24 protein-coding genes are annotated in these 25,473 nt (G+C 36.9%); all 24 read right to left on the reverse strand.

The window, feature by feature from the left end:
* Positions 1 to 125 precede the first annotated feature (125 nt).
* Positions 126 to 395 (reverse strand): 30S ribosomal protein S15, encoded by a 270-nt coding sequence (gene rpsO, locus MKX29_RS22380; protein ID WP_251161471.1) that lies wholly within the window; start codon positions 393 to 395, stop codon positions 126 to 128.
* Positions 396 to 521: 126 nt separating this feature from the next.
* A complete protein-coding gene (gene ribF / locus MKX29_RS22385; protein ID WP_341107882.1) occupies positions 522 to 1,469 on the reverse strand; it encodes a bifunctional riboflavin kinase/FAD synthetase in 948 nt (315 codons plus the stop codon).
* A gap of 82 nt (positions 1,470 to 1,551) precedes the next feature.
* Positions 1,552 to 2,469, reverse strand: coding sequence for a tRNA pseudouridine(55) synthase TruB (truB, locus tag MKX29_RS22390; protein ID WP_224938629.1), 918 nt, complete (start codon positions 2,467 to 2,469; stop codon positions 1,552 to 1,554).
* Positions 2,470 to 2,549: 80 nt separating this feature from the next.
* A complete protein-coding gene (gene rbfA / locus MKX29_RS22395) occupies positions 2,550 to 2,912 on the reverse strand; it encodes a 30S ribosome-binding factor RbfA (RefSeq protein ID WP_095369489.1) in 363 nt (120 codons plus the stop codon).
* Between the two features lie 16 nt (positions 2,913 to 2,928).
* The gene (locus MKX29_RS22400; RefSeq protein WP_095369490.1) at positions 2,929 to 3,210 is read right to left on the reverse strand and encodes a DUF503 domain-containing protein; all 282 of its coding nucleotides are present in this window, start codon (positions 3,208 to 3,210) and stop codon (positions 2,929 to 2,931) included.
* Positions 3,207 to 5,342, reverse strand: a complete 2,136-nt coding sequence (gene infB / locus MKX29_RS22405; protein WP_224938628.1) for a translation initiation factor IF-2 — start codon at positions 5,340 to 5,342, stop codon at positions 3,207 to 3,209. Before infB ends, MKX29_RS22400 begins: the two co-directional genes overlap by 4 nt.
* A 19-nt stretch (positions 5,343 to 5,361) precedes the next feature.
* Positions 5,362 to 5,664: a YlxQ family RNA-binding protein gene (locus MKX29_RS22410; protein ID WP_095369492.1), complete on the reverse strand. Its 303-nt coding sequence runs from the start codon at positions 5,662 to 5,664 to the stop codon at positions 5,362 to 5,364.
* A gap of 9 nt (positions 5,665 to 5,673) precedes the next feature.
* Positions 5,674 to 5,946, reverse strand: coding sequence for an RNase P modulator RnpM (gene rnpM, locus MKX29_RS22415; RefSeq protein WP_095369493.1), 273 nt, complete (start codon positions 5,944 to 5,946; stop codon positions 5,674 to 5,676).
* 14 nt (positions 5,947 to 5,960) lie between these two features.
* Complete coding sequence (gene nusA, locus MKX29_RS22420) at positions 5,961 to 7,085, reverse strand: transcription termination factor NusA (protein WP_191812158.1); 1,125 nt, start codon at positions 7,083 to 7,085, stop codon at positions 5,961 to 5,963.
* A 45-nt stretch (positions 7,086 to 7,130) separates the two neighbouring features.
* The gene (gene rimP / locus MKX29_RS22425; RefSeq protein ID WP_095369494.1) at positions 7,131 to 7,601 is read right to left on the reverse strand and encodes a ribosome maturation factor RimP; all 471 of its coding nucleotides are present in this window, start codon (positions 7,599 to 7,601) and stop codon (positions 7,131 to 7,133) included.
* A gap of 235 nt (positions 7,602 to 7,836) precedes the next feature.
* A complete protein-coding gene (locus MKX29_RS22430; protein WP_224938627.1) occupies positions 7,837 to 12,156 on the reverse strand; it encodes a PolC-type DNA polymerase III in 4,320 nt (1,439 codons plus the stop codon).
* A 339-nt stretch (positions 12,157 to 12,495) separates the two neighbouring features.
* The gene (locus MKX29_RS22435) at positions 12,496 to 14,190 is read right to left on the reverse strand and encodes a proline--tRNA ligase (RefSeq protein WP_224938626.1); all 1,695 of its coding nucleotides are present in this window, start codon (positions 14,188 to 14,190) and stop codon (positions 12,496 to 12,498) included.
* Positions 14,191 to 14,282: 92 nt separating this feature from the next.
* A complete protein-coding gene (rseP, locus tag MKX29_RS22440; protein WP_341107887.1) occupies positions 14,283 to 15,548 on the reverse strand; it encodes an RIP metalloprotease RseP in 1,266 nt (421 codons plus the stop codon).
* Positions 15,549 to 15,583: 35 nt separating this feature from the next.
* Positions 15,584 to 16,729 carry a 1-deoxy-D-xylulose-5-phosphate reductoisomerase gene (gene dxr, locus MKX29_RS22445; protein ID WP_341107889.1) on the reverse strand — a complete coding sequence of 382 codons (1,146 nt, stop codon included), beginning with the start codon at positions 16,727 to 16,729 and terminating at the stop codon, positions 15,584 to 15,586.
* A 119-nt stretch (positions 16,730 to 16,848) separates the two neighbouring features.
* Positions 16,849 to 17,649: a phosphatidate cytidylyltransferase gene (locus MKX29_RS22450; RefSeq protein WP_341107890.1), complete on the reverse strand. Its 801-nt coding sequence runs from the start codon at positions 17,647 to 17,649 to the stop codon at positions 16,849 to 16,851.
* A gap of 17 nt (positions 17,650 to 17,666) precedes the next feature.
* Positions 17,667 to 18,443: an isoprenyl transferase gene (locus MKX29_RS22455; protein ID WP_224938623.1), complete on the reverse strand. Its 777-nt coding sequence runs from the start codon at positions 18,441 to 18,443 to the stop codon at positions 17,667 to 17,669.
* A 465-nt stretch (positions 18,444 to 18,908) separates the two neighbouring features.
* On the reverse strand, positions 18,909 to 19,466 hold the full coding sequence (gene frr / locus MKX29_RS22460) for a ribosome recycling factor (protein ID WP_224938622.1): 558 nt from the start codon (positions 19,464 to 19,466) through the stop codon (positions 18,909 to 18,911).
* Complete coding sequence (pyrH, locus tag MKX29_RS22465) at positions 19,467 to 20,192, reverse strand: UMP kinase (protein ID WP_095369502.1); 726 nt, start codon at positions 20,190 to 20,192, stop codon at positions 19,467 to 19,469.
* Between the two features lie 122 nt (positions 20,193 to 20,314).
* Positions 20,315 to 21,196: a translation elongation factor Ts gene (tsf, locus tag MKX29_RS22470; RefSeq protein WP_095369503.1), complete on the reverse strand. Its 882-nt coding sequence runs from the start codon at positions 21,194 to 21,196 to the stop codon at positions 20,315 to 20,317.
* Between the two features lie 205 nt (positions 21,197 to 21,401).
* Complete coding sequence (gene rpsB, locus MKX29_RS22475) at positions 21,402 to 22,103, reverse strand: 30S ribosomal protein S2 (RefSeq protein WP_095369504.1); 702 nt, start codon at positions 22,101 to 22,103, stop codon at positions 21,402 to 21,404.
* A gap of 154 nt (positions 22,104 to 22,257) precedes the next feature.
* Positions 22,258 to 22,758, reverse strand: coding sequence for a hypothetical protein (locus MKX29_RS22480; RefSeq protein WP_289433541.1), 501 nt, complete (start codon positions 22,756 to 22,758; stop codon positions 22,258 to 22,260).
* Positions 22,759 to 22,803: 45 nt separating this feature from the next.
* A complete protein-coding gene (locus MKX29_RS22485) occupies positions 22,804 to 24,141 on the reverse strand; it encodes a DUF342 domain-containing protein (protein ID WP_224938620.1) in 1,338 nt (445 codons plus the stop codon).
* Between the two features lie 24 nt (positions 24,142 to 24,165).
* Positions 24,166 to 24,918 carry a FliA/WhiG family RNA polymerase sigma factor gene (locus MKX29_RS22490; protein WP_341107895.1) on the reverse strand — a complete coding sequence of 251 codons (753 nt, stop codon included), beginning with the start codon at positions 24,916 to 24,918 and terminating at the stop codon, positions 24,166 to 24,168.
* Between the two features lie 59 nt (positions 24,919 to 24,977).
* On the reverse strand, positions 24,978 to 25,472 hold the full coding sequence (locus MKX29_RS22495) for a chemotaxis protein CheD (protein ID WP_180316976.1): 495 nt from the start codon (positions 25,470 to 25,472) through the stop codon (positions 24,978 to 24,980).
* Between the last annotated feature and the right edge of the window lies 1 nt (position 25,473).

Here is a 25,473-nt window from a genome sequence, read left to right on the forward strand (position 1 = left end):
TAATACTATTATGCACACTTTTTCAAATATATAAAATAACAAAATTTTATGTAGAATAGCGTTTTTAGGCTAATAAAAAAGCGGGAAAAAATCCCGCTTCTTCAAATAAGAAGACAAGCTTCTTATTATCGACGTAAACCAAGCTTATTGATTAACTCACGGTAACGTTGTACATCTTTGTTACGAAGGTAAGTTAATAGGTTACGACGTTTACCTACCATTTTTAATAGACCACGACGAGAGTGGTGATCTTTCTTATGAGTACGTAAATGTTCGTTCAAATTGTTGATTTCTTCTGTAAGGACAGCGATTTGAACTTCTGGAGAACCAGTATCATTTTCATGAGTTTTGTACTCACTGATAAGTTCATTTTTACGATCTTTAGTGATAGCCATCCGATTCACCTCCTAAAATTTCAATCCCCTGTTACTGAGCAAGCGTCGGTGACTCGACTTGCCAAGCAAAGGTTCATCAATCAATACGTTTATAAGAATACAACTTTTTTAAACAAAATGCAAGAATTAACCGTTGTTTTTTGCAAAATAATCGAGTGTTGCTTGCTTATCCTTAGCAATTTGCTCAATTAATGCTTCAATTCCATTAAACTTCCGTTCATCTCTAATATGTTGATGCCACTCTACTTCAACCTCTTCACCATATATATCTTGATCGAAATCAAAAATATGGACTTCAATAGAAGGGGTCTTTAAGTCATCATGGAAAGTTGGCTTATAGCCTAAATTACAGACCCCTTTACGCCATTTTCCTTGAACAAAAATTTTTACAGCGTATACACCTGTAGGTGGGGTGATGAAATCTTCGCTAACAGCAACATTTGCTGTTGGAAAACCTAATTGTCTCCCCCTTTGATCACCTTGCACGACCGGACCACTAACTGTATAGTATCTTCCCAAAAGCGGAGGGATTTTTTCAACGCTCCCCTCTTTTAAGTAAGTCCTAATGAGGGAGGAACTAATCTTGGCATTGTCTCTTTTTAACTGTGGAATCGTGGTTGTAGAGAAATACCCTTTAGCATGTGTCTTTATCGTATCCATAGTGCCTTTACCGAATTTACCATACGTATAATCGAATCCAGCAGATACATGAGAAACATTTAAATCAATAATATACTGATCGATAAAAGCTTCTGGATCTAGATTAGCAAATGCTTTAGAAAAGTGCACAATAAATAAATAATCAATGCCTAACTGTGCAACAATCTTGATTTTTTCATTTATCGGTGTGATGTATCTAATTTGTTCTTGTGGATCACCTAATACAGCTGATGGATGAGGGTCAAATGTCATTACGGCACTTTTCAACCCTAGTTCAGCTGCCTTCTCCTTTGCATTTTGCATCACTTTCTGGTGACCAAGATGAACACCGTCAAAAAAGCCCAATGCCATTGAAAGAGGTGGCCAGCTATCTTTACTGTGGTTATGTGGATGTACTATTTTTATAACTTCCATGATCATTCACCTTTTTATATTGTTTAAACATGAAGATAGGCATAGAACGTCTATTTTATGTAAAAGAACGTTTACCTTTACCCTATTCACCTATGTATAGAACTTTAGTTGGCTTTATTATACCTGGTTTATCAGGATGATGGATATACAAGGCCAACGCTTGATTGTTCACAGTCTCCATTACAATAGGACCAGATACACTCTCAAGTTCTTCAGGAGTAGGAAGAACTGCGCCATTCTTCACTTTCATTGCTACTTTATCATTTATTTGATATTTCGGCAAATAGCTAATCCCCCATTCTAACGGTTTGAGCACATCAGCTATTCTTCCCTCGTTCATCACTTCCTCCACTTGTGGTAATGTCAAACAATCCTCAATGGTAAAGTCTGCAGACCGGATGCGAGTTAAATCAGACATATGGGCAGGATAACCAAGAAGTTCACCCATCATAACTGCTAAGGTTCTAATATATGTTCCTTTTCCACAAGCAACACGAAAACGAAAAGTAATCTGTTCCCCATTATATACTTCCTGCTCATTTAGCAATGTGATACGATCAATGCGCACTTTTCTACTTGGCCGCTCCACTTCTTGCCCTAGTCGTGCATATTCATAAAGTCTTTTACCATTCACTTTAACAGCAGAATACATTGGTGGTGTTTGGACAATCTCTCCAGTTAATTGCTGGAACACCGCGATAATCTCTTCTCGAGTAATCGGTTTATCTACCTTCTTCTCTTCAACCACTTCGCCTGAGGCATCTTCTGTCGTTGTCGAGAAACCTATTGTGACCTCTCCTTCATACTCTTTACCTGCATCCGTAATATATTCGGCAACCTTCGTAGCCCGTCCAATACAAATAGGTAATACGCCAGTGACTTCAGGGTCCAATGTTCCTGTGTGACCCACCTTTTTCGTTTTTAGAATCTTGCGTAACTTAAATACACAGTCATGAGAAGTCATTCCTTTTGGCTTTAATAAAGGTAATATTCCTTCCATTTTGTACGCCCCCTTTCACTAAAATTCAAATTAAGGTGAAATAAATACGGATAGACAAACGTCTATCCGCCAATCATTATTTATTCCTTATCTTTGGATTGACCGTCATCTTGAATTTGATGAAGGAGTGTTTCAATACGATTACCGTAATCGATTGATTCGTCAAACTCAAAAGTGATTTCAGGGGTTTTTCTCAAACGTATTCTCTGACCGATTTCTGAACGGATAAACCCTTTAGCTTTAGCCAATCCTCTCAATGTATCTTCTCTTTGTTCTTCATTACCGAGAACAGAAATATAGACAGTAGCTTGTTGTAAATCACCTGTCACATGAACATCTGTTACTGTTACAAATCCCACTCGTGGGTCTTTAATTTTTCGACCGATAATTTCTCCGAGCTCTTTTTTCATTTGCTCGCCAACTCTATTTGATCTTAGGCTCAATTGTTACACCTCTTTTTCAAAGCCATTCAATGTCTGTAATTGTCCGCTCAATCTCAGGAAAAGAATCAATTAATTTAAGCGCATTTGAAAGCTCCCACTCAACGGCCTGCTTACTTGAAGCTACAGCAGTTATGGCAATTTGTGTATGTTGCCATGTATCTTGAAACCCAACTTCTGCAACAGAAATGTTAAACTTCTGTTGCAGACGAGTGAGGATTCGCTGTAATACACTTCTCTTTTCCTTTAATGAACGAGCATCATATATCATACACTCACACGAAACCAAACCTACAATCATTTACGCTCAATTTCTTGCATAATATAAGCTTCAATGATGTCGCCTTCTTTGACATCATTGTAGTTCTTAATTGTAATACCACATTCGTAATTTGTTGCTACCTCTTTCGCGTCATCTTTGAAGCGTTTTAACGCATCAATTTCACCTTCGAAAATAACAACGCCGTCTCTAATTAGGCGGATACCAGAATCTCTTGTGATTTTACCTTCCGTAACATAAGAACCGGCAATTGTACCAATTTTTGATACTTTAAATGTTTGACGGACTTCTGCTTGACCAATAATTTTTTCTTCAAACTCTGGGTCTAGCATCCCTTTCATTGCTAATTCAATTTCTTCAATTACGTTATAAATGATACGGTGTAGACGAATATCAACATCTTCTGCTTCAGCCGCACGTTTTGCATTCGTATCAGGTCTTACGTTAAAGCCGATGACAATTGCGTTAAATGCAGCAGCAAGCGTAATATCTGATTCATTAATGGCACCCGCACCTGTATGAAGAATACGTACTTTTACGCCTTCTACATCGATCTTATTTAATGCGGAAGTTAGGGCTTCAGCTGAACCTTGAACATCAGCTTTTACAACGATGTTTATGTCCTTCATTTCCCCTTCTTTCATATGCTCAAATAAGTTATCAAGGCTAACACGAGATTTCTCAGATCTTTGTGCTTGTAGAGCTAATTGTGCACGTGCTTCCCCTACTTGGCGCGCAGATTTCTCGTCTTCTAGAACAGCAAACCTGTCACCTGCTTGAGGGACATCATTCAATCCTGTAATTTCTACAGGAGTAGATGGTCCTGCAGTCTTTACTCGACGCCCAAGGTCATTAACCATCGCACGTACGCGACCAAATGTATTACCGACAACAATCGGATCACCAACCTTCAATGTTCCGTTTTGTACAAGTAAAGTGGCTACTGATCCTCTACCTTTATCAAGCTGTGCTTCTATAACTGTTCCGACAGCATTGCGATTAGGGTTCGCCTTATATTCTTCTACTTCACCAACAAGGAGAATCATTTCTAACAACTCATCGATACCGTCACCTTTAATGGCTGAAATCGGTACAAAGATTGTATCTCCGCCCCATGCTTCAGGAACTAATCCATGTTCTGTTAGCTCTTGCATTACACGGTCAGGATTTGCCGCTTCTTTATCCATTTTATTAACAGCAACAATAATAGGTACCTCAGCAGCTTTAGCGTGGTTAATTGCTTCAATTGTCTGCGGCATCACACCATCATCCGCTGCAACAACTAAAATTGTAATATCAGTTATTTTCGCTCCACGGGCACGCATTGTTGTAAATGCCGCGTGACCAGGTGTATCTAGAAATGTAATCTTCTTACCTTTATCTTCTACTTGATAGGCACCAATATGCTGTGTAATTCCACCAGCTTCGCCAGCAGTTACCTTTGTGTGACGAATGGAATCAAGTAATGTCGTTTTACCATGGTCAACGTGACCCATAATCGTTACAACAGATGGACGTTCCTCAAGATTAGTCTCTTCATCTTCAGTGAAATATGCTTCTAAATCTGTCACATCTACTAATACTTCTTCTTCTACATCAACACCATATTCGCCTGCAATTAACTCAATGGAATCTTTATCTAGTTCTTGGTTAATTGTTGCCATCACACCAAGCATAAATAGCTTTTTAATGATTTCTGAAGGCTCTCTATGGAGCTTCTTAGCAAGCTCACCAACTGTTAGTGATTCAGTAAAAGTGATTTTCTCTGGTAATTCTTTTACTTTTTTAGGTGCTGGTGGTTGAGGTGGCTTCTGCCCTTTATTCTTTGGTTTATTTTTTTGATTATTATTGCGATTAGGTTTTTGATTCTTATTATTATTATTATTGTTATTTGGCTTATTTCTATTGCCTTTTGGTGCACCTGCTGGTTTATTTTTCTGATTGTTTGCAGGTTGTGCTTGCGCTGATTGTTGTTTTTGTGGTTGTTTCTCTTCTTGCTTATTGTAAATACCGTCTAATTTTGTTACTTCACCTGGTTCTAATGTTGTCATATGATTCGAAACCTCTATATTCATTTCCTTTAATTTCGTAATTACATCTTTACTAGATAGATTATGTTTTTTAGCATATTCGTAAACGCGAATTTTACTCATGCTTTCACCCCCGCTAGAATTAATCGAGCAACGTTAATAGCTTTTTGGCGAATCCAGCGTCTAAAACAGCCACCACTACTCTTGCTTCCTTGCCAATTGCTTGCCCTAACAATTCTCTGTCTGGGACAATCTTATAAGGAACAGCATAAGATTTACATTTGTCTGTTACTTTTTTTGTCGTATTAGCAGAAGCATCTGCAGACAACAAAACCAGCTTCGCTTTCCCTTTTCTAATATCGCTTATAGAAAGCTCTTCACCTGAAGTGATTTTACGCGCTCGATTGGCCAAGCCAAGTAATGACATCCATTTTCTCTCATTCATTTTGGACGGTCATTTCTCCTTTTCAATAAGATCTAAAAGTTCGTTATATATGTCCTCATCCACTTGTACATCTAGATGACTAGCTAAAATATTTTTCTTTTTTGCAAGTAAGATGGCTTCCTTACTTTTTGTAAGATACGCTCCGCGACCGGATTTCTTACCTGTAACATCAACCGAAACTTCGCCTTCTTTTGAGCGAACAATGCGTACGAGTGATTTCTTCGGCATCATTTCCCCCGTCGCTATACATTTTCTCATCGGAATTTTTCTGCTTTTGTTCACCAGCCATTCACCTCTTATTCCTTGTCTTCAGGGAATGTAAAATCTTCATCTTCATCATCTTGATGATAGCTTAAAAGAGCTTCATCTCTTGGATATGTGCCGGCTTCTCTTGCTTCTGTCTCTGATTTAATATCAATTTTCCAACCAGTAAGCTTCGCCGCAAGTCTTGCATTTTGTCCACGTTTCCCAATAGCTAGCGATAGTTGATAATCTGGAACAACAACCGTTGTCGCTTTGTCCTCTTCATTTACTACAACATCTAACACTTTAGAAGGACTTAATGCATTGGCTACAAAGACAACTGGATCACTAGACCACTTCACAATGTCAATTTTTTCACCTTTTAACTCATTAACAACGGCTTGCACACGTGTACCTTTAGGTCCAACACATGAACCAACTGGATCTACCTCTGGATTATCAGAATGTACAGAGATTTTTGAGCGATCTCCCGCTTCACGCGCAACAGATTTTAATTCAACAGTACCGTCATAAATTTCTGGTACTTCAATTTCAAAAAGACGTTTTAAAAGTCCTGGATGTGTTCTAGAAACATAAATTTGTGGACCTTTTGTTGTTTTTTCGACTTTTGTAATAAACACTTTAATACGATCATGTGGGCGATACTGTTCACTAGGCATCTGTTCACTTACAGGTAAAATCGCTTCAATCTTACCAAGACTAACGTAAATAAATTTTGCGTCTTGTCTTTGGACAATGCCTGTCATGATATCTTCTTCTCGATCAATGAATTCAGAATAAATAATGCCTCTTTCTGCTTCACGAACACGTTGAGTAACGACTTGTTTGGCTGTTTGTGCAGCAATTCTACCAAAATCTTTTGGCGTTACTTCCATTTCTACAATATCTTCAACCGTATAGTTAGGATTAATCTTGCGTGCATCTTCGATAGAAATCTCTAATCTTGGATCAAACACTTCATCAACGACTTCTTTGCGGGCAAATACTTTCATAGTGCCACTACCCAAATTTAAATCAATACGGACATTTTGTGCTTGATTAAAGTTTCTACGATAAGCAGACACTAACGCGGCTTCCATTGCATCAATAATGACATCTCGTGAAATTCCTTTTTCCTTTTCAAGCAAAATAAGAGCATCTAATAATTCACTGCTCATGTGATTCATATCCCCCTTTAAATAAGTTGCGTTACGCCAATTGCTTTATGAGAAGACAATAGCTAAGCGAGCTTTTGCGATTTTTTCATACGGTAATTCTACCGTTTTCTTTCTTGTTTTAACTTTCATTTCAACTTTTACGATATGGCCATCGAAGTCTGTTAGTACACCTTCAAATGTTTTCTCTCCATCTATTGGTTCATACGTTTTTATAAATACGTTTTTACCAATTGCTTTCATGAAATCTTGTTCTTTTTTTAGAGGGCGTTCCGCTCCTGGTGAAGAGACCTCAAGGAAATAGTTATAAGGAATTGGGTCAATTTCATCTAATTTCTCACTTAAGCGTTCACTAACTACTCCACACTCTTCTATATCAACGCCTGTCTCTTTATCAATAAAGACACGAAGAAACCAGTCTTTTCCTTCCTTCACATATTCGATCTCAACTAATTCCAACTGAAGATCGCTCAAAATAGGAGTGACTAATTGTTCAACTTCTTCAGTCACTTTACTCATCTTTATCCCTCCTTCTAGCAAGATGCCTATTCATTATAAATGTAGCAGCAAACACTAGAGTTGCTGCTAATCGAGATATACCGGATCATCTTAGTAACCGATGAAAATTTTGGTTAATAACAAGACGAAAGAGTGGGTTGCCCCACTCTTGTTTGCGAAGATATCCGTTAGTATTTCCAATAAAACTATACCATAACCATAATTTTTATGCAAATGGAATAGCTGTAAAAGCGACTTAGAACAAACTTAACTGATTTTGGTCTGGTAATTCTTCTAAACAACCATGATTATTTAAGTACTCGATAATTGTTTTAGATACCTTACCTCTTTGCTGAAGATCTTCCTTCGATAGGAAGTCCCCTTCTCCTCTTGCTTTTACAATATTCAGTGCTGCATTCGTACCTAATCCTGGTATAGAGTTGAACGGCGGAATCAGTGTATTACCTTCAATAATAAAGTCACTTGCACTGGATTTATACAAATCAACTTTTTGGAAACTATATCCTCTTTCATTCATTTCAAGCGCTAACTCCATTACAGTCAGCAAGTTTTTTTCTTTTGTAGAAGCATCTAAGCCTTTCGCATTGATTTCTTCAATTTTTGCTCGGATCGCCTGTGAGCCTTTTACCATCGCATCTATATCAAAATCTTCTGCACGAACGGTAAAATAAGCTGCATAATATAAAAGCGCATGATGAACTTTAAAGTAGGCAATACGTACCGCCATTAAGACATAGGCAGCGGCATGGGCTTTAGGGAACATATATTTTATCTTTAAGCAAGAGTCAATATACCACTCAGGTACTTCATTCTTCCTCATTTCCGCTTCCATCTCTTCTGTCAGCCCTTTTCCTTTTCGGACTGATTCCATGATTTTAAAAGCGAAAGCCGGTTCTAAGCCTTGATAAATTAAATACACCATAATATCATCACGACATCCAATAACTTCACTTAATGTGCATGTATTGTTATGAATTAACTCTTGGGCATTGCCGAGCCATACGTCAGTTCCATGTGAAAGACCTGAAATTTGAACAAGCTCAGAAAATGTCGTTGGTTTCGTATCTTCTAGCATTTGCCGAACAAACCTTGTTCCAAACTCTGGAATACCAAATGTCCCCGTTTTACACATAATTTGCTCTTCTGAAACGCCTAACGATTCCGTTCCACTGAAAATCTTCATTACTTCTGGATCATCGGTTGGAATGGTCTTCGGATCAATCCCACTTAAATCTTGCAACATCCTAATAACAGTGGGATCATCATGACCAAGTATATCTAGCTTCAACACATTATCATGAATGGAATGGAAGTCAAAATGAGTTGTTTTCCATTCTGAATTACGATCATCAGCCGGAAACTGGATAGGTGAAAAATCATAAATATCCATATAATCAGGAACAACAATAATGCCGCCTGGATGTTGCCCAGTTGTTCGCTTAACACCGGTACAACCAGAAGCTAAGCGATCAATTTCTGCGCCTCTAATTTGAAGATTATTATCATTTTGATACGCTTTAACATAGCCGAATGCCGTTTTATCTGCTACAGTACCGATCGTACCTGCCCGATACACATATTCTTCACCAAAAAGAACTTTTGTATAGTTATGGGCTCTAGGCTGATATTCTCCGGAGAAGTTCAAGTCAATATCTGGTACTTTATCCCCTTTAAAGCCTAAGAAAGTTTCAAATGGAATATCATGGCCATCTTTACGATAATGCTGAGAACAGTTTGGACAATCCTTATCTGGTAAATCAAACCCTGAACCTACTGAACCATCATCAAAAAACTCAGAGTGTTTACAATTAGGGCAGACGTAATGAGGAGGCAGTGGATTAACTTCTGTTATTTCCGTCATTGTCGCAACAAAGGAGGAACCTACCGAACCCCTTGATCCTACTAAGTAGCCATCATTTAATGACTTTTTAACAAGTTTATGGGAGATCAAGTAAATAACGGCAAAGCCATGTCCGATAATACTTTTTAATTCTTTCTCCAAACGAGCTTCTACGATTTCAGGTAGTTCTTCTCCGTAAATACTTCTCGCCATGCTATAGCTCATTTCACGCATTTCTTCGTCTGCGCCTTCTATTTTTGGCGTATAGAGATCATCTTTTATTGGTTTAATTTCATCAATCATATCAGCAACTTTATTCGTATTATCTACTACGATTTTTTTTGCTATATCTTTTCCTAAAAATGCAAAGCATTCAAGCATTTCATTGGTCGTGCGAAAATGCACATCAGGCAGTTCATGACGGTTGAGCGGATTTGCCCCACCTTGAGAATTCACTAAAATCTTACGATAAATCTTATCATTCGGATTTAAGTAATGAACATTCCCTGTTGCCACAACTGGGATATTTAATTTTTCACCAAGTTGTACAACGTTCGTAATGATTTCTTCGAGCGCCTTTTCATCACGAACTAACTCTAATTCTAATAAATGAGCATAGACCTCTTTAGGGTGAACCTCTAGATAATCATAAAACTCAGCTATCTCTTCCACTTCATCAGGCGATTTTTGCATCATCCCTTCAAAAACTTCACCTTTGTCACATCCAGAACCAACAATAATACCTTCTCTATATTTCTGTAATACCGAACGAGGAATACGTGGCACACGATAAAAATAATTAATATGAGCAATCGAGACTAATTTAAAAAGATTCTTCAATCCTTCACTCGTTTGCGCTATCAAAGTACAATGGGACGGTCTAGCCCTTTGATAAGCATTTCCTTTACCCATATTGTCATTAAATTGATCATGGTATTCAATGCCTTTAGCCATCGCATCCTTCAGCATTTTTATTAATATATAGCCTGTCGCTTCCGCATCGTATATTGCCCGGTGATGTTGGGTTAGTTCAACATCAAACTTCTTTGCCAATGTGTTGAGGCGATGATTTTTCATTTCAGGGTGTAAAAATCGCGCTAATTCAAGTGTATCTACTACGGGATTTGTTGCTTTTCCAAGACCTATTTTCTTATACCCTACATTTAAAAAACCCATATCAAATGAAGCGTTATGTGCCACAAGCACACTATCGCCAGTCCATTCGTAAAAATCTTTTAAAACGTCAGCTACTTCCGGGGCATTCTCTACTAAATCATCCGTTATGCCCGTTAAATTAATAGTCGTAGCAGATAAAGGATGATGTGGATTAGCAAAAGATTCAAAACGATCAATAATCTCGCCGTCGTGAATTTTCACGGCTGCAAGTTCTATAATGGTGTCATAAACAGCAGATAATCCAGTCGTTTCAACGTCAAACACAACATAAGTATCTTCAGCTACTCGTCTATGTGCATCATTATAAGCAATTGGTACACCGTCATCGATTAAGTTCGCTTCAACACCATACAGTATTTTGATACCATTTTTCTTACCAGCATTAAATGCTTCTGGAAAGGATTGAGCACCAGCATGGTCTGTAATCGCAATCGCTTTATGTCCCCACTTCTTCGCTTGTGAAACAAGCGCACTAACCGAACTAACGGCATCCATTTGGCTCATTGGTGTATGAAGATGAAGTTCAACCCGCTTTTCCTCTTCCTTAGCTGTATCTTTTCTTTCAATTGGTTTAATTTCATTTAAATCATTACCAATCATGACTAGGTCACGTACGAAGGTATCATTTTGAATACTACCGCGAACTTTCAGCCACATACCTTTTTGTACCATTTGAAAAAGTGCAGCATCTTCTTTATCTCGGGAAAACATTTTTACAAGTATCGAGCTTGTATAATCTGTAATTTTGAAAGTTAATAATGTCCGACCACTTCTGAGTTCTTTTGTTTCTGCATGAAAGACGTAACCTTCCACAGCAATTCTTCTTTCTTCATCAACTATATCAATTAGTTTGCGGAAGTCAGCATCATCTTTAATTGTCAAGCCAACTGTCAATGGCCCTTGTGGTATCGGTGTATCTGATTCTTGCTCTAATGCTTTCTTCTCCATTTCAATTGCTGCTTGCATGCCGCGTTCTTGATCTTCTTTTCTCTTTGCTTCTAAAAAACGCTCATATGCTTCATTGCTCTCTTCGGTTGACAATTCTGTTTCAATTTGAAATGGTGGAAATCCAAATGATTGAAAGCTATCAAGAATAAGTGGCGCATACTTATTTTTAATGGACTGACTTTCCATATCATTACTAACGGTAACGATTACCTTATTTCCCTTTATTTTCGGCACTTGCTCATGAAGAAGCTTGAGCATCGGTGGTGAGATGCCTTCAATTTCTTTCATACAAAATGTCCAATAATCTTGAATTAAACTCTCATCATATTGTTGATTCGTAACAGTAATAGAAAAAGAGGTACGTGCAATATGAGAAAACTTGTGGTGCAATTGAGCTGCAAATCTTTGAAGAACAGTTGCCGGTAAGATTTGTTCTAGGCTAAAGGAAAAATGCCATCTTTTTTCCTTTTTTTGAATATATACTTTCATGATTTCGGCTTGTTCAAAATAATGAACAAAAGCATCTTCTGTTAATTCTAATTGTTGTAACAGGAGCTGAAAACGTTCTTTGTTTCCTTTTACATCGCTCATTTCAGCCCTCCCCCTTCATTAACGTTCTATTTTTTTCAATCGGTCACTATTATATCATAATTAAATACTAGATTTGATAAAGTAAAAATCACGCTAATTGTCAACTATTTTGTGGTAATGGATATTATTTCCCCGAGGAATGATCGGGTTATTTAAAACTTCAAAAATGAATGATTCAACATAAATATCGAGCTATAATTCGGACAGTGACGCAATTTTTTTTAATAGGACTACAAACTTCTTCTATCGATGATAAAATAAAAAACCGATCCCATTCTCATCTTAGCATTTGACGACTAATGGGGTCGGATCATTTTTATATAGGAATGTTTAGGTTGTTTATGCTAACTGATGATGAATGAATTGTGGTAATTCATCCACTGATACTTCAAATTGCTCGCCTGTACTTCTTAATTTCACTTCTACGATGCCTTCATTTGCCTTTTTACCAACAGTAATTCGTAAAGGTAAACCGATTAAATCACTATCAGCAAATTTTACTCCAGCTCGTTCAGCGCGATCATCCCATAAAATACGATACCCTAAATCTTTCAAAGAATCGTATACTCTTTCACTTAATTGCACTTGGTCTTCTTTTTTCATATTTAATGAAACAAGGTGAAGTTGATAAGGTGCGATATTCTCCGGCCAAACAAGTCCATTTTCATCACTATGTTGTTCCGCAATAGCTGCCATTACACGAGAAACCCCGATGCCATAACAACCCATAATCATTGGTTGTGAACGGCCATTTTCATCGAGAATAGTCGCATCCATTGCTTCACTATATCTCGTACCAAGCTTGAATATATGACCAACTTCAATTCCTTTTGCAAAAAGAATACTACCTTCTCCATCAGGTGATGGGTCTCCTTCTTGAATAAAGCGAACATCTGCATATTGTTCTACGGTAAAGTCGCGATCCACATTTACATTGACATAGTGGTATCCAGCTTCATTTGCACCGCAGACACCATTAACAATTGCACTGACAGCATGGTCGGCAATGATCCGCACATTTGCATGAACGGGACCGATGGAACCAATTTCACAGCCAATAACTGATTTTGTCTCCTCAGCATCAGCTAATTCCACATCATTGGCAGCAAGCAGATTCTTTACTTTAATATCATTCACTTCATGATCACCACGAACAAGTAGCAATACATAATCTTCATCTACTTTAAATAGTAATGATTTTATGCATTTATCTGCTGAGACATTTAAATAATCCACAATTTCAGCAATGCTTTTTTGATTCGTAGTACTAACTTTTTCAAGTTCTCTTAACTCTTCATTAGATTTTTCATATGTTGAAACTACCTCTGCCATTTCAATATTTGCTGCATATTGAGAGGTATCAGAATAAGCAATCGTATCTTCTCCAATTTCGGACAGAACCATAAATTCATGAGTATCTTTACCACCCATTGCTCCAGAATCCGCAATAACAGCTCTAAAATTCAAACCTGCGCGAGAAAAAATATTGGAATAAGCTTGATAAAAAAGATCGTACATCTCATCTAAACTTTCTTGGCTTGAATGGAAGGAATAACCATCTTTCATAATAAATTCTCGACCTCTTAGCACACCAAAACGCGGACGCTTTTCATCACGAAATTTCGTTTGAATCTGATACAGAGCAAGAGGTAGCCTTTTATATGATTTCACTTCATCACGCACAAGACTCGTCACAACCTCTTCATGTGTTGGTCCAAGAGCAAATTCACGCTCATGACGGTCTTTCATTCTCATTAATTCTGAACCATATGTATACCAGCGACCAGACTCTTGCCACAGCTCTGCTTGCTGAAGTGCAGGCATAAGCATCTCTACGGCATTAATGGCTTCAAGCTCTTCTCTAATAATCGTTTCAATATTTTGTAACACTTTTCTTGCCATTGGTAAATAACTATAAATACCACTAGCATTTTGACGAATAAATCCTGCTCTTAATAAAAGTTGATGACTTTTAATTTCTGCATCAGCAGGGTTTTCCCTTAAAGTTGGAATTAATACCTGACTTTGTTTCATCTTAATTTATACACCTCTATTATTTATTTTCATTATCAAGGCTCAGAAACCATTTAGTTAAAACGGATCTCTGAGCCTCAGGTTTCATCTTCTTATAAAAAGAATCGCTGAATGTCATTCCATGTTACAACTAACATAAGCAGCATTAATAGCGCAAAGCCTACAAAGTGAACCATACCTTCTTTTTGTTTGTCTATCGGTTTTCCTCTAACTCCCTCAATAGCAAAGAACATTAATCTTCCACCATCGAGAGCAGGGATAGGCAATAGGTTCATGATACCTAAATTGATGCTTAAGACACCTGCCCACTTCATTAAATAAAATATACCTGATTGAGCAACTGTGTCAACTGAAACATAGATACCAACAGGACCTGAAAGGGCATCAATTGTAAATTCCCCAGAGATTAACTTCCCTAAAATAACAAAAATTTCTTTTGTCCATAATAAGGTCTCCTCAGCACCGTATACGACTGATTTTAATGGATTTTTTTCCATCGGACTATATACACCGATCACACCGATTGTCGGACCATCTTCTATTTCTTGCGACTTAGGTGTAACCGGGATCGTCATTTCTTCCCCACCGCGATCAATTTGAAATTCAAGCTCATTATTAGGGTTTTTCTGAATGATTTCTACAACATCTTGCCAGCTTGAAATTTCTGCACCATCGACTGAATGAACAATGTCACCTTGTTTGAATCCTGCATCAATCGCTGCACCATCTTCTGTTAATTCCCCAAGCATCGGCGCATTTGATGGCATCCCCTGTAATAAAGCGATGATGACAAAAATAACAAAAGCTAAAACAAAGTTCATCATCGGTCCAGCGAAAATAGCCATTGTTCTTTGTCCTAAAGTTTTAGAAGAAAATTGGCGATCATAAGGAGCAATCAGTGTTTCTGTTCCATCTTCCACCAATACTGCTCGTCGATTTACGTTAAACGTTTCTAATTTCTCTTCTTCCTCGCCTTCGACATACCCTTTTAATATCAATTCATGTTCAATATCTGCATGTTCGATTTCGAGAATCCTTGCATCCGGATATTTATCTTTGTTATTTAAAATAATCTTCTGAACTTCATTTTGGTCGTTGAAGACTAATCCTACTCGGTAACCTGCTTTCAATTCGACCATTTCAACATCTTCACCAGCCATCCGCACATAGCCACCTATCGGTAACAACCGGATCGTATAAAGTGTATCATTTTTTGTAAATGAAAAAACCTTTGGTCCCATACCAATCGCGAACTCACGACATAGGATCCCTGCTCGCTTCGCAAAGATTAAATGTCCAAGTTCATGGAAAAATACTAGTGCCCCAAAAATGATAATAAAGGCTATGACTGTACTCAATTTTTAACCACCTTTTTTTCTGAATCAAAAACGAATCAGCTTGATAAAAGCGAATAGATATAGGCTCTTGTTTCCTCATCTACTTCTTGTATTTCTGTTAATGTCGGTGCTTTTATACAGGAATGTCTTGTTAAAGCTTGTTCAATTAATTCTTCAATCTTTAAAAAGCTTATTTTTCCTTCTAAAAATGCTGCAACCGCTGCTTCATTTGCTGCATTTAAAACCGCAGGCATCGATCCACCTTCTTTTCCTGCTTGGTAGGCAAGCGCTAAACAACGAAAGCGATCATAATCCATTTCTTTAAAATGGAGCTGGCCAATTTTGGCTAGATCTAATCGTTTATTCTTTAATGGTAAACGGTCCGGGTAAGAAAGAGCGTACTGGATAGGAACCCTCATATCCGGTGTACCTAATTGTGCGATGACACTACTATCATGGAATTCAACCATTGAATGAATGATACTTTCATTATGAAGAAGACAGTCAATCTTATCATATGGTAATGAGAATAACCAATGAGCTTCGATTACCTCTAAGCCCTTATTCATCATTGTTGCCGAGTCAATTGTGATTTTAGCTCCCATTGACCAGTTAGGATGATTTAACGCTTGTTCTACTGTTACTGCTTCTAAATCCGCTCTGCTATAATCACGAAAAGATCCTCCAGAAGCGGTTAAAATCAATCGATCGATATTCTTCGCATTCTCTCCTTGTAATGCTTGAAAAATCGCTGAATGCTCACTATCAACAGGTAAAAGGTCAACACCATAGTTTTTTGCTGATTCCATGACTAAATGCCCCGCTGTTACCAATGTTTCCTTATTTGCAATAGCAATCGTTTTTCTTTCTTCAATTGCTTGTAATGTTGGTTCTAGTCCTACACGACCTAAAACAGCATTTACCAATATATTTGCTTTATTATATACAGCCACTTCTGTTAAACCGAGTTGTCCATATGTAAATGATATGCTTGGAAACTCAGCTTTAAGCATCTCCATCGAACTTTTTTCTAAGACGGAAACAAGCTCTGGATGGAATTCATTGATTACTTGACGGGCAAAATGAATATTTTTACCTACTGAAAAAGCGACTAATTGGAATTCATCAGGATGCTGTCTAATGATATCTAACGTTTGTGTACCGATAGAACCTGAAGCACCCATTAAACTAATTTTTTTCATTTCTAAAACATCTCCTATTAAGAAAAGCGTCTACTGAGCCACATATCATAAGGTATGATTACACTTTTCTCCGCTAAAAACAGCGTCTCTATATAATCGTTTCTCTACTCTGTCTTTTATTACATGATAGATAAAATAATATACATAAATGGCCAAACAAATAACAAGCTGTCGAAACGGTCAAGTATCCCACCATGACCAGGTAATATTCTACCCGAATCTTTTACTCCGTAATGTCTTTTAAATGCTGATTCTGCCAAGTCACCAACTTGTCCAAAGATAGCTAATAGACAGGTCATAAGAATAATGAGAAAAGCGGGTTCACTAATATCTGTAAAAATCAAAAACAAACAAGCAACGACAACAGATGAAATAACGCCGCCAATACTACCCTCTATTGTTTTATTAGGACTAATATCTGGCCATAGCTTTCTTTTTCCAAATGCCTTTCCAAAGAAATACGCACCTGAATCAGAAGCCCATATAATAAATAGGCTAAAAAAGATCCAAATAAGTCCATTCTCCATCGCTCTCGTTTCTAGAAAGTAATGAAAACCAAAACCTATATAGATAGTAGAAATGAGCATAAAGGCAATATCATCATATGTAACACGATTCTTTGTTAATACTGTATATGTAAGCAAAAGAAGTACACCAAGTACTAAAATATCTGTCTTTCCAACTCCTGCTCGTATCAACCAAGCAAAATAAAATTCTGTAGGAATCATGATCATCCATAATATAAACGTAGATATGAGTCCTGGAAGGGAAAATAGATTAAACCCTTTCATTCTTAATAGCTCGTATAAGCCTACTGTTGCAAAAAAATAGGCAAGGAGCATCAATGGCCACCCACCAATAAATACTAGTGGCAAGAGAACTGCTCCAAAAATGATTGCTGTGATTACTCTTTCTTTCATTCATTTCAACACCTTTATTAAACTCCTCCAAAACGCCTTTGACGCTTTTGGAATACTTCAACTGCTTCAACAAAATGTTCTTCCCCAAAGTCTGGCCATAAAACATCTGTAAACCAAAACTCAGCATAAGCTAGTTGCCATAGCATAAAATTACTTAAACGAATTTCCCCACTCGTTCGTATCAGTAGGTCTGGATCGGCCAACTCATTTGTCATTAAATATGATGAAAAAACTTCTTCTGTTAACTTTTCTTCATCTATTATACCACTTTGCGCATCAATTAAGACGTTTTTAACTGCCTCAATAATTTCCGCTCGACTCCCGTAGTTCATAGCGAAATTTAACACTAACCCATCATTATGAGCAGTAGATTGGATCGCTTCGTCAATTGCTTTTAATGTCGCTGCCGGTAAAATAGATTTATTTCCGATCATTTTCACTTGAACATTCTCTTCAATTAATTCGGGTAAAAACGTTTGCAGAAATTCAGATGGCAACTTCATAAGGAAATCGACTTCCATTTTTGGCCTTTTCCAATTCTCAGTAGAGAAGGCGTATAATGTTAACGTTTTAACACCCAGTTGATTGGCGAATCGTGTGATTTTTCTAACGACTTTTGCCCCTTCATGATGACCTGCAACACGCGGCAACGTTCTTTTTTTAGCCCAGCGACCATTACCATCCATGATGATTGCTACATGCTCTGGAATTGGCTGTGCTTTAATATTATCTATTCTTTCTTGAAGATCTATTGAGTCATTATTATTTTTCCAAAGTTTCATTTTATCGAACATTTGAATACTCCTTTTAATCGGCTGATTTACCATTAAATAAGTAATGCCATGTATTTAATGGATAAGCACCCTTTTCCGTTCATACTACTTCGATGATTAAACGAGTGACACTTTTGCCATTTCAGATATATTCATTATAGGCAGAATAAGTAAGCACATCAATAACTTTCCTCCAATTGTGCTCCTCATTTTAAAGATTACCACAAAACGATGCAATAAGATATTTTTTTAAGATATTAATTATAAATTAAGAGTTCGATTTCAAAGATTGCCGTTTTGGTTTATCTGCCAACAAATTCTATCAGTAAAGAAAATAGTTCAATTTTCTTCTACGCTACTGCCTTTTTCACTTCATTCATTAAACACGAAGTTTTAGAATCGGTCCATTATAGAAAAAGCCCCCTATTTATCATAGAGGGCTTCGCCTACAATCGAAAAAGTATGTCCTATATAATGTAAATAAGATTATACTTCTAAAATTTCTTTTTCTTTATCTTTTGTAAGCTCATCAATTTTCTTAATGAACTCATCTGTTGCTTTTTGGATATCATCTGAGTAACCACGTTGATCATCCTCAGTGATTTCTCCATTTTTTTCTAGTTTTTTCAGATCATCATTACCGTCTCTTCTAATATTACGGATGCCTACTTTTGCTTCTTCCGCCTCTTTTTTCACAACTTTTACAAGTTCCTTACGGCGCTCTTCAGTTAGTTGTGGAATGGATAAACGAATAAGGTTTCCATCGCTTGTTGGAGTAAGTCCTAAATCTGATTTCAAGATTGCCTTTTCAATGTCACCTAATATAGATTTATCATAGGGTTGAATGACTAATAAACGTGCTTCTGGTACAGAAACACCAGCTAATTGGTTAATAGGTGTTGGTGCACCATAGTAATCTACTGTTATTCTATCTAATATAGAAGAGTTAGCTTTCCCAGCTCGAATACCGGCTAATTCGCGAGAGTAAGATTGTGTTGCTTTTGTCATACGATCTTTTACATTAGCTATGATATTTTTTGGCATTTAGTTTTTCCCCCTTACGATTGTACCGATTGGCTCGCCTAATACAGCGCGATTGATATTTCCTTTTTCCATAATAGAAAAGACAATCAGTGGAATATTATTATCCATGCAAAGTGATGATGCCGTTGAATCCATGACTGCTAATCCTTCTTTAATGACATCTAAATAGGATAATTCATCGTATTTTTTTGCATTTTTATCGATTCTTGGATCAGCAGAGTATACACCGTCAACATTATTTTTTGCCATTAAGATAACTTCAGCATCAATTTCTGCCGCTCTTAGTGCAGCTGTTGTATCTGTTGAGAAATAAGGGTTTCCTGTGCCTGCAGCGAAAATAACGACCCTTTTCTTTTCCAAGTGACGAATGGCTTTTCTACGGATATATGGCTCAGCAACTTGTCTCATTTCAATTGAAGTTTGTACTCTTGTTTCAATCCCAAGTTGTTCTAAACTATCTTGAAGTGCTAAGGAGTTCATTACCGTTGCAAGCATTCCCATATAATCTGCATTAGCACGTTCCATACCCATCTCTTCACCAATCTTACCACGCCAAATATTTCCGCCACCAACAACGACAGCTACTTCAACATCTAGCTCAGCTAAGTCTTTCACTTGCTGTGCGACTGACTTAATTACTGATGGATTAATGCCGAAACCTTGTTCTCCAGCCAATGCTTCACCACTTAATTTTAAAACAACTCTTTTATATTTAGGGTCGCTCATAAGAACCTCCATAATGAATAGTAAGCAAAAAAAGCTTTTGCTTAAAATTTCAAACTACATTTATTCTAACAAACAGGGAACACACAGTGTTCCCCACAAATTCATCTACTATGGTAGATTTATTATTTTTTCACTTGGCTCATTACTTCTTCTGCAAAATTATCTTCGCGTTTTTCGATACCTTCTCCTACTTCATAACGTACGAATTCGCTAATTTTCCCGCCTTTAGAAGCAACAAATTTCCCAACTTTTTCATCTGGGTTTTTAACAAATGATTGGTCGTTTACACAAACTTCTTCGAAATATTTACCTAAGCGACCTTCAACCATTTTCTCAACGATTTTTTCTGGTTTACCTTCGTTAAGCGCTTGTTGAGTAAGAACTTGACGCTCATGTTCAACTTCTTCTTGTGAAACTTCATCACGAGAGATATATTTAGGGTTTAATGCTGCAATATGCATAGATACATCTTTTGCTGCTTCTTCATCAGTCGTACCTTCAAGAACTGTAAGTACACCAATACGTCCACCCATGTGTAGGTATGCGCCAAAAGCATCGTTATCTGTTTTTGTTTTAACTTCAAAACGGCGTAATGATAGTTTTTCTCCAATTTTAGAAATAGCTGTATTGATATGAGACTCAACTGTGTTACCATTTGTCATAGATCCTTGAAGTGCTTCTTCAACTGACGCAGGCTTTACACTTAACAAGTGCTCTCCTAATTCTTTTACAAGTGTTTGGAAACCTTCGTTTTTAGCAACGAAGTCTGTTTCAGCATTTACTTCAAGAATAACAGCTTCATTTCCTTCTACTTTAATAGAAGTTAAGCCTTCAGCAGCGATACGATCGCCTTTCTTCGCAGCTTTTGCAATACCTTTCTCACGAAGAAAGTCAATTGCTTTTTCCATATCTCCGTCTACTTCTTGAAGTGCTTTTTTACAATCCATCATTCCAGCACCTGTTTTTTCACGTAATTCTTTTACCATTTGTGCAGTGATTGCCATTATGGAATCCTCCTTATTAAATATGTAAATGTCGTATATGAACATTCAGCATGATTTTTTTATTATTACATTATCTTTTCCAAATATTGCGTGTGCCAATCGTTCTTTTAATTTGCAGGCAACAAATACGTCATTCTTTTTAAAAAAAGGTGATAAAGGGTGCTCCCTATTATCACCTTTTCAAAAATAACGCATTTCATAGCAATTATGCAGTCGTTACTTCTTCACCTTGTTTAGCTTCTAAAATTGCATCCGCCATTTTACCAGTTAAAAGTTTAACGGCACGAATTGCATCGTCGTTTGCAGGGATTACTACATCGATTTCATCTGGATCACAGTTCGTATCAACAATACCAACGATCGGAATGTTTAATTTATGCGCTTCTGCAACTGCAATGCGCTCTTTACGAGGATCAATGATGAATAAAGCATCAGGAAGAGCTTTCATATCTTTGATTCCGCCTAAGAATTTTTCTAAACGTTCTTGCTCTTTTCTTAATTGAACAACTTCTTTTTTAGGAAGTACTTCAAAAGTGCCATCTTCAGACATTCTTTCGATATCTTTAAGACGTGCAATACGCTTTTGGATTGTTTCAAAGTTTGTTAATGTACCACCTAACCAACGTTGGTTTACATAGTACATACCAGAACGAATTGCTTCTTCTTTAACAGAATCTTGCGCTTGTTTTTTAGTACCAACGAAAAGAACTGTTCCGCCTTCACCAGCTAGTTCTTTAACGAAATTATAAGCTTCTTCTACCTTCTTAACTGTTTTTTGAAGGTCGATAATGTAGATGCCGTTACGCTCAGTGAAAATGTATTTTTTCATTTTTGGGTTCCAACGGCGAGTTTGGTGTCCGAAATGTACACCAGCTTCAAGCAATTGCTTCATAGAAATTACTGACATGGATGTTTCCTCCTAATGGTTTTTATTTTCCTCCGCTCATATCATCTTTAACTAGAAACTGTATTGACAGCACCAACTAGTTAAATCAATAAGCGTGTGTATTAACACCGTTTTATAATATAGCATAACTCCAGTAAGTAAGCAAGACTTATCATCATTCCTTAGAAAATTTCAATAAAAGTTCTACCTCTTTTTTTCCTTTATTCATGCGTTTTGCAATTTCATCAACGGAGTGCCCTTGATGATAAAGGTCCTGAATAGAAGAATGGGTAGTGGCTTCATTCTTTTCTTTTTGACGGTCAATATGAGTATCCTTATTGGCTTGATTAGCTTGATAAATAGATGCAGCCTTCTTTTTAGCTGTTGTTGCTGGATAGCGCTTATTCAACTCTTGTGGATTTGGCTCATTTTGTACGTTAGATTCGTCATTTACTGGAGATAATATATTTCTTTGCTGGACTTGCTTCAAAAAGGCTTCGTTCTCTTCACGCATTTCCGTTATGTATATCGCTAATAATTGATCCATTTGTTCTATATTATTTTTTTGTTCTTTTTCTAAAGAAACAAAACGATTTTGCCGTAAATAAAGGAGAAGAATCGCAGTGATTGCGAGTATATTCAATATGAGACTAATGATAAGGAAGAAAACAATCATTATTTATCCCTTCTTTTTTGTCAACTATTAGTGACTCTCTACTTTTTAATTTTCAATAGGTAATACAATAAATTCTGATTTATCAAAATGAATGGTAATATGCGCATTCGGCTTTTTAAATAGCTTGGCGTACTTACCTTTTTTAATCTTTGTTTGAGGGTATAGCTCTCCAAGAATTTTGATAGCTAGCTTATCCTTTTGAAAAGCGTGGTGACTTTCTATCTCTTGTTTCTTTTTCGTTAGATTTAAAATTTCCTGCTCGATATGTTTCTTAGTCTTTTTATGTTTTAATGCCAACGGATGTCCCTGTTGATCCTCCTGCAATTTAGACTCAATAGAAACTAGCTTTTGTTTTACAATATTTAAATCAGCAAGTTTGTTCGAGATTTCTCCTAACTTATCTTGAAGTGAATAATCCTCATCCTTTAATTCAATTTCAGTATATGTAAAATGGTGATTGCCAATATCTTTGACAATCATTCCACCATATGTTGATAAATGTCCCCCGATGACAGATGCTTTATTTGCATAAATATGTTCCTTGGCAAATACTACACTATGAAGGATTGAACGCTCTATATATATATTACTTTCAGATTCTACTACTGCTTGATTTAAAAAATGGGCTCTTATACTACCTTGAGCCTGAATTTTACCATATTGGCTTCCAAGGACTCCACCTTCAATATAAATATAGCCTTGTGCCTCTAGTTTTGCGTTTTCAACTGTTCCTTCTACCCTTATATTACCTGTTGCCACTATATGGCTTCCTGTTAAAACATTCCCTTTCACAACCACATTGCCATCAAATTTCATTATACCTTTTCCTGGATGATAATCACCATCTATCAGTTGTATCGGTAACACAGACAAGGTGTTTTTTGAGAGTAAGACTTCACCATTAATTAAAGAATAATATTGCTCATGATGTAAGATCACATTTTCCCCTGGAGTGATGTGTAATTCTTTCCCATTCATGCTGTTAACCCTTTGTCCATGAACATCGATTCCGTCCGAACCAGGTGTAGCTGGAAAAATGGTTGCGATCACCTCTCCATTTGCTACTGTCACCATATGCTCATGTATGTCATTAAGCTTCTCTCGCTTCTCACTATGCATATTTAATTTTTCCTTTACTAAATAAGCATCTCTTCCAGCGACTGGTTTCTCGCCTTTTGCAATTTCGATTGGGTAAGTGTAGGCTAGAGGGTCTTCAACGATTTTCGCGATTAGCGCATGGTCAAGTCCGTATGTAATATTCGCTTTACGAATACTTTTTTCTATTACTTGTTTAATATTATCATCTTGTATCTCATTTGCCTGTAGATGTAACATAGCAGTTAACCTATCAGGTGATACAGAAATGATATGCCCTCCTACCATAGAAAAACCCTCCTTCAAAGAACATTAGACGATTTTTTCTAATGTTTTCTTTAACTTTTGAATTGCCTTTGAATGAATTTGTGAAATCCTAGATGTAGAAAGCTGTAAAACTTCACCAATTTCGGTTAATGTCAGTTCTTCTTTATAAAATAAACTAACCACTAATTGTTCCTTTTCGTTTAATTGCTTAATTTGGGACGTTAATTCTTCAATTAATTCATTTTTAACAAGCTGTTTTTCTGGTAAAATCGCTCTCTCATCTTGTAGAACAAATGAATAATCATCATAATCATAGTCACTCGGTTTTTCATCAATAGATAATAAGTTGGCCATGTATTGTTCATTTAGAGTAGCATATACTTCCTTAGTTGATAATTGTACCTCAAGAGCAATTTCTTCAACTGTGACATTACGCATATAGGCCTGCTCTAATCTTTCAATCGCCGCTTCCACTTTTTTTGTTCTTTCTCGCGTGCTTCTAGATAGCCAGTCTTCTTTTCTTAAACCATCTAAGATGGCGCCCCTTACTCTAAAGGATGCATACGTATCAAATTTAAGGTCACGATTGGGGTCGTATTTTTCTAGTGCATCAAATAAACCGATCATGCCTAAACTTTTTAATTCATCCCTTGACACGTTTTTAGGGAGACCTGCTGCAATCCTTTGAACATGATAACTTACAAGTGGCATATATCTTTTAACGAGAAAATTACCCGCATCTTGATTCCGTGAACATACCCACTCATCCCAAGCTTTCTCTTCTGAAACTTGTAGCATTCATTAAATCTGGTTAAATACATGATTTAAACCAGATACTCACCTCCTCTAACAAATATTTATATATATGTCACTCCTTGATTAACCGTCTTAACCATCATCTTGCCATTCTCTGGATTGAACTCTATCGTTCGACCACAATGACCGCCTACATCCTTACCTGTCACTTCAACTTGCAAGTTTTTTAATATTCGTTCTGTAGTCGCTATATTTCTTTCGCCAATACGGATCACATCTTGACCGGATGAAAATTTAAACATATGTGCCCCACCTGCATACTTAGCCATGATGGAAATACGATGCGCACCACTTTTAATTAACTCATCATACAAATGCTTAATTCCTGAATCAGCAAACTTAGCGGGGTTAAATACCTTTGATTTTGCTAAGGATGAGTCAGGGAGCATTATATGAACCAATCCTGCTATTTTCTTTTTTTGATCATAAAGGACGACACCTACGCAAGAACCTAAACCTGACGTCCTAATTAACTGAGGTGCCTGAACAATATGACAGTCAGCTATCCCAACTTTCACGACTTCACTTGTATTCATT

Origin of the sequence: Cytobacillus sp. FSL R7-0696, assembly GCF_038006865.1 — a bacterium.
GTDB lineage: Bacteria > Bacillota > Bacilli > Bacillales > Cytobacillaceae > Cytobacillus > Cytobacillus kochii.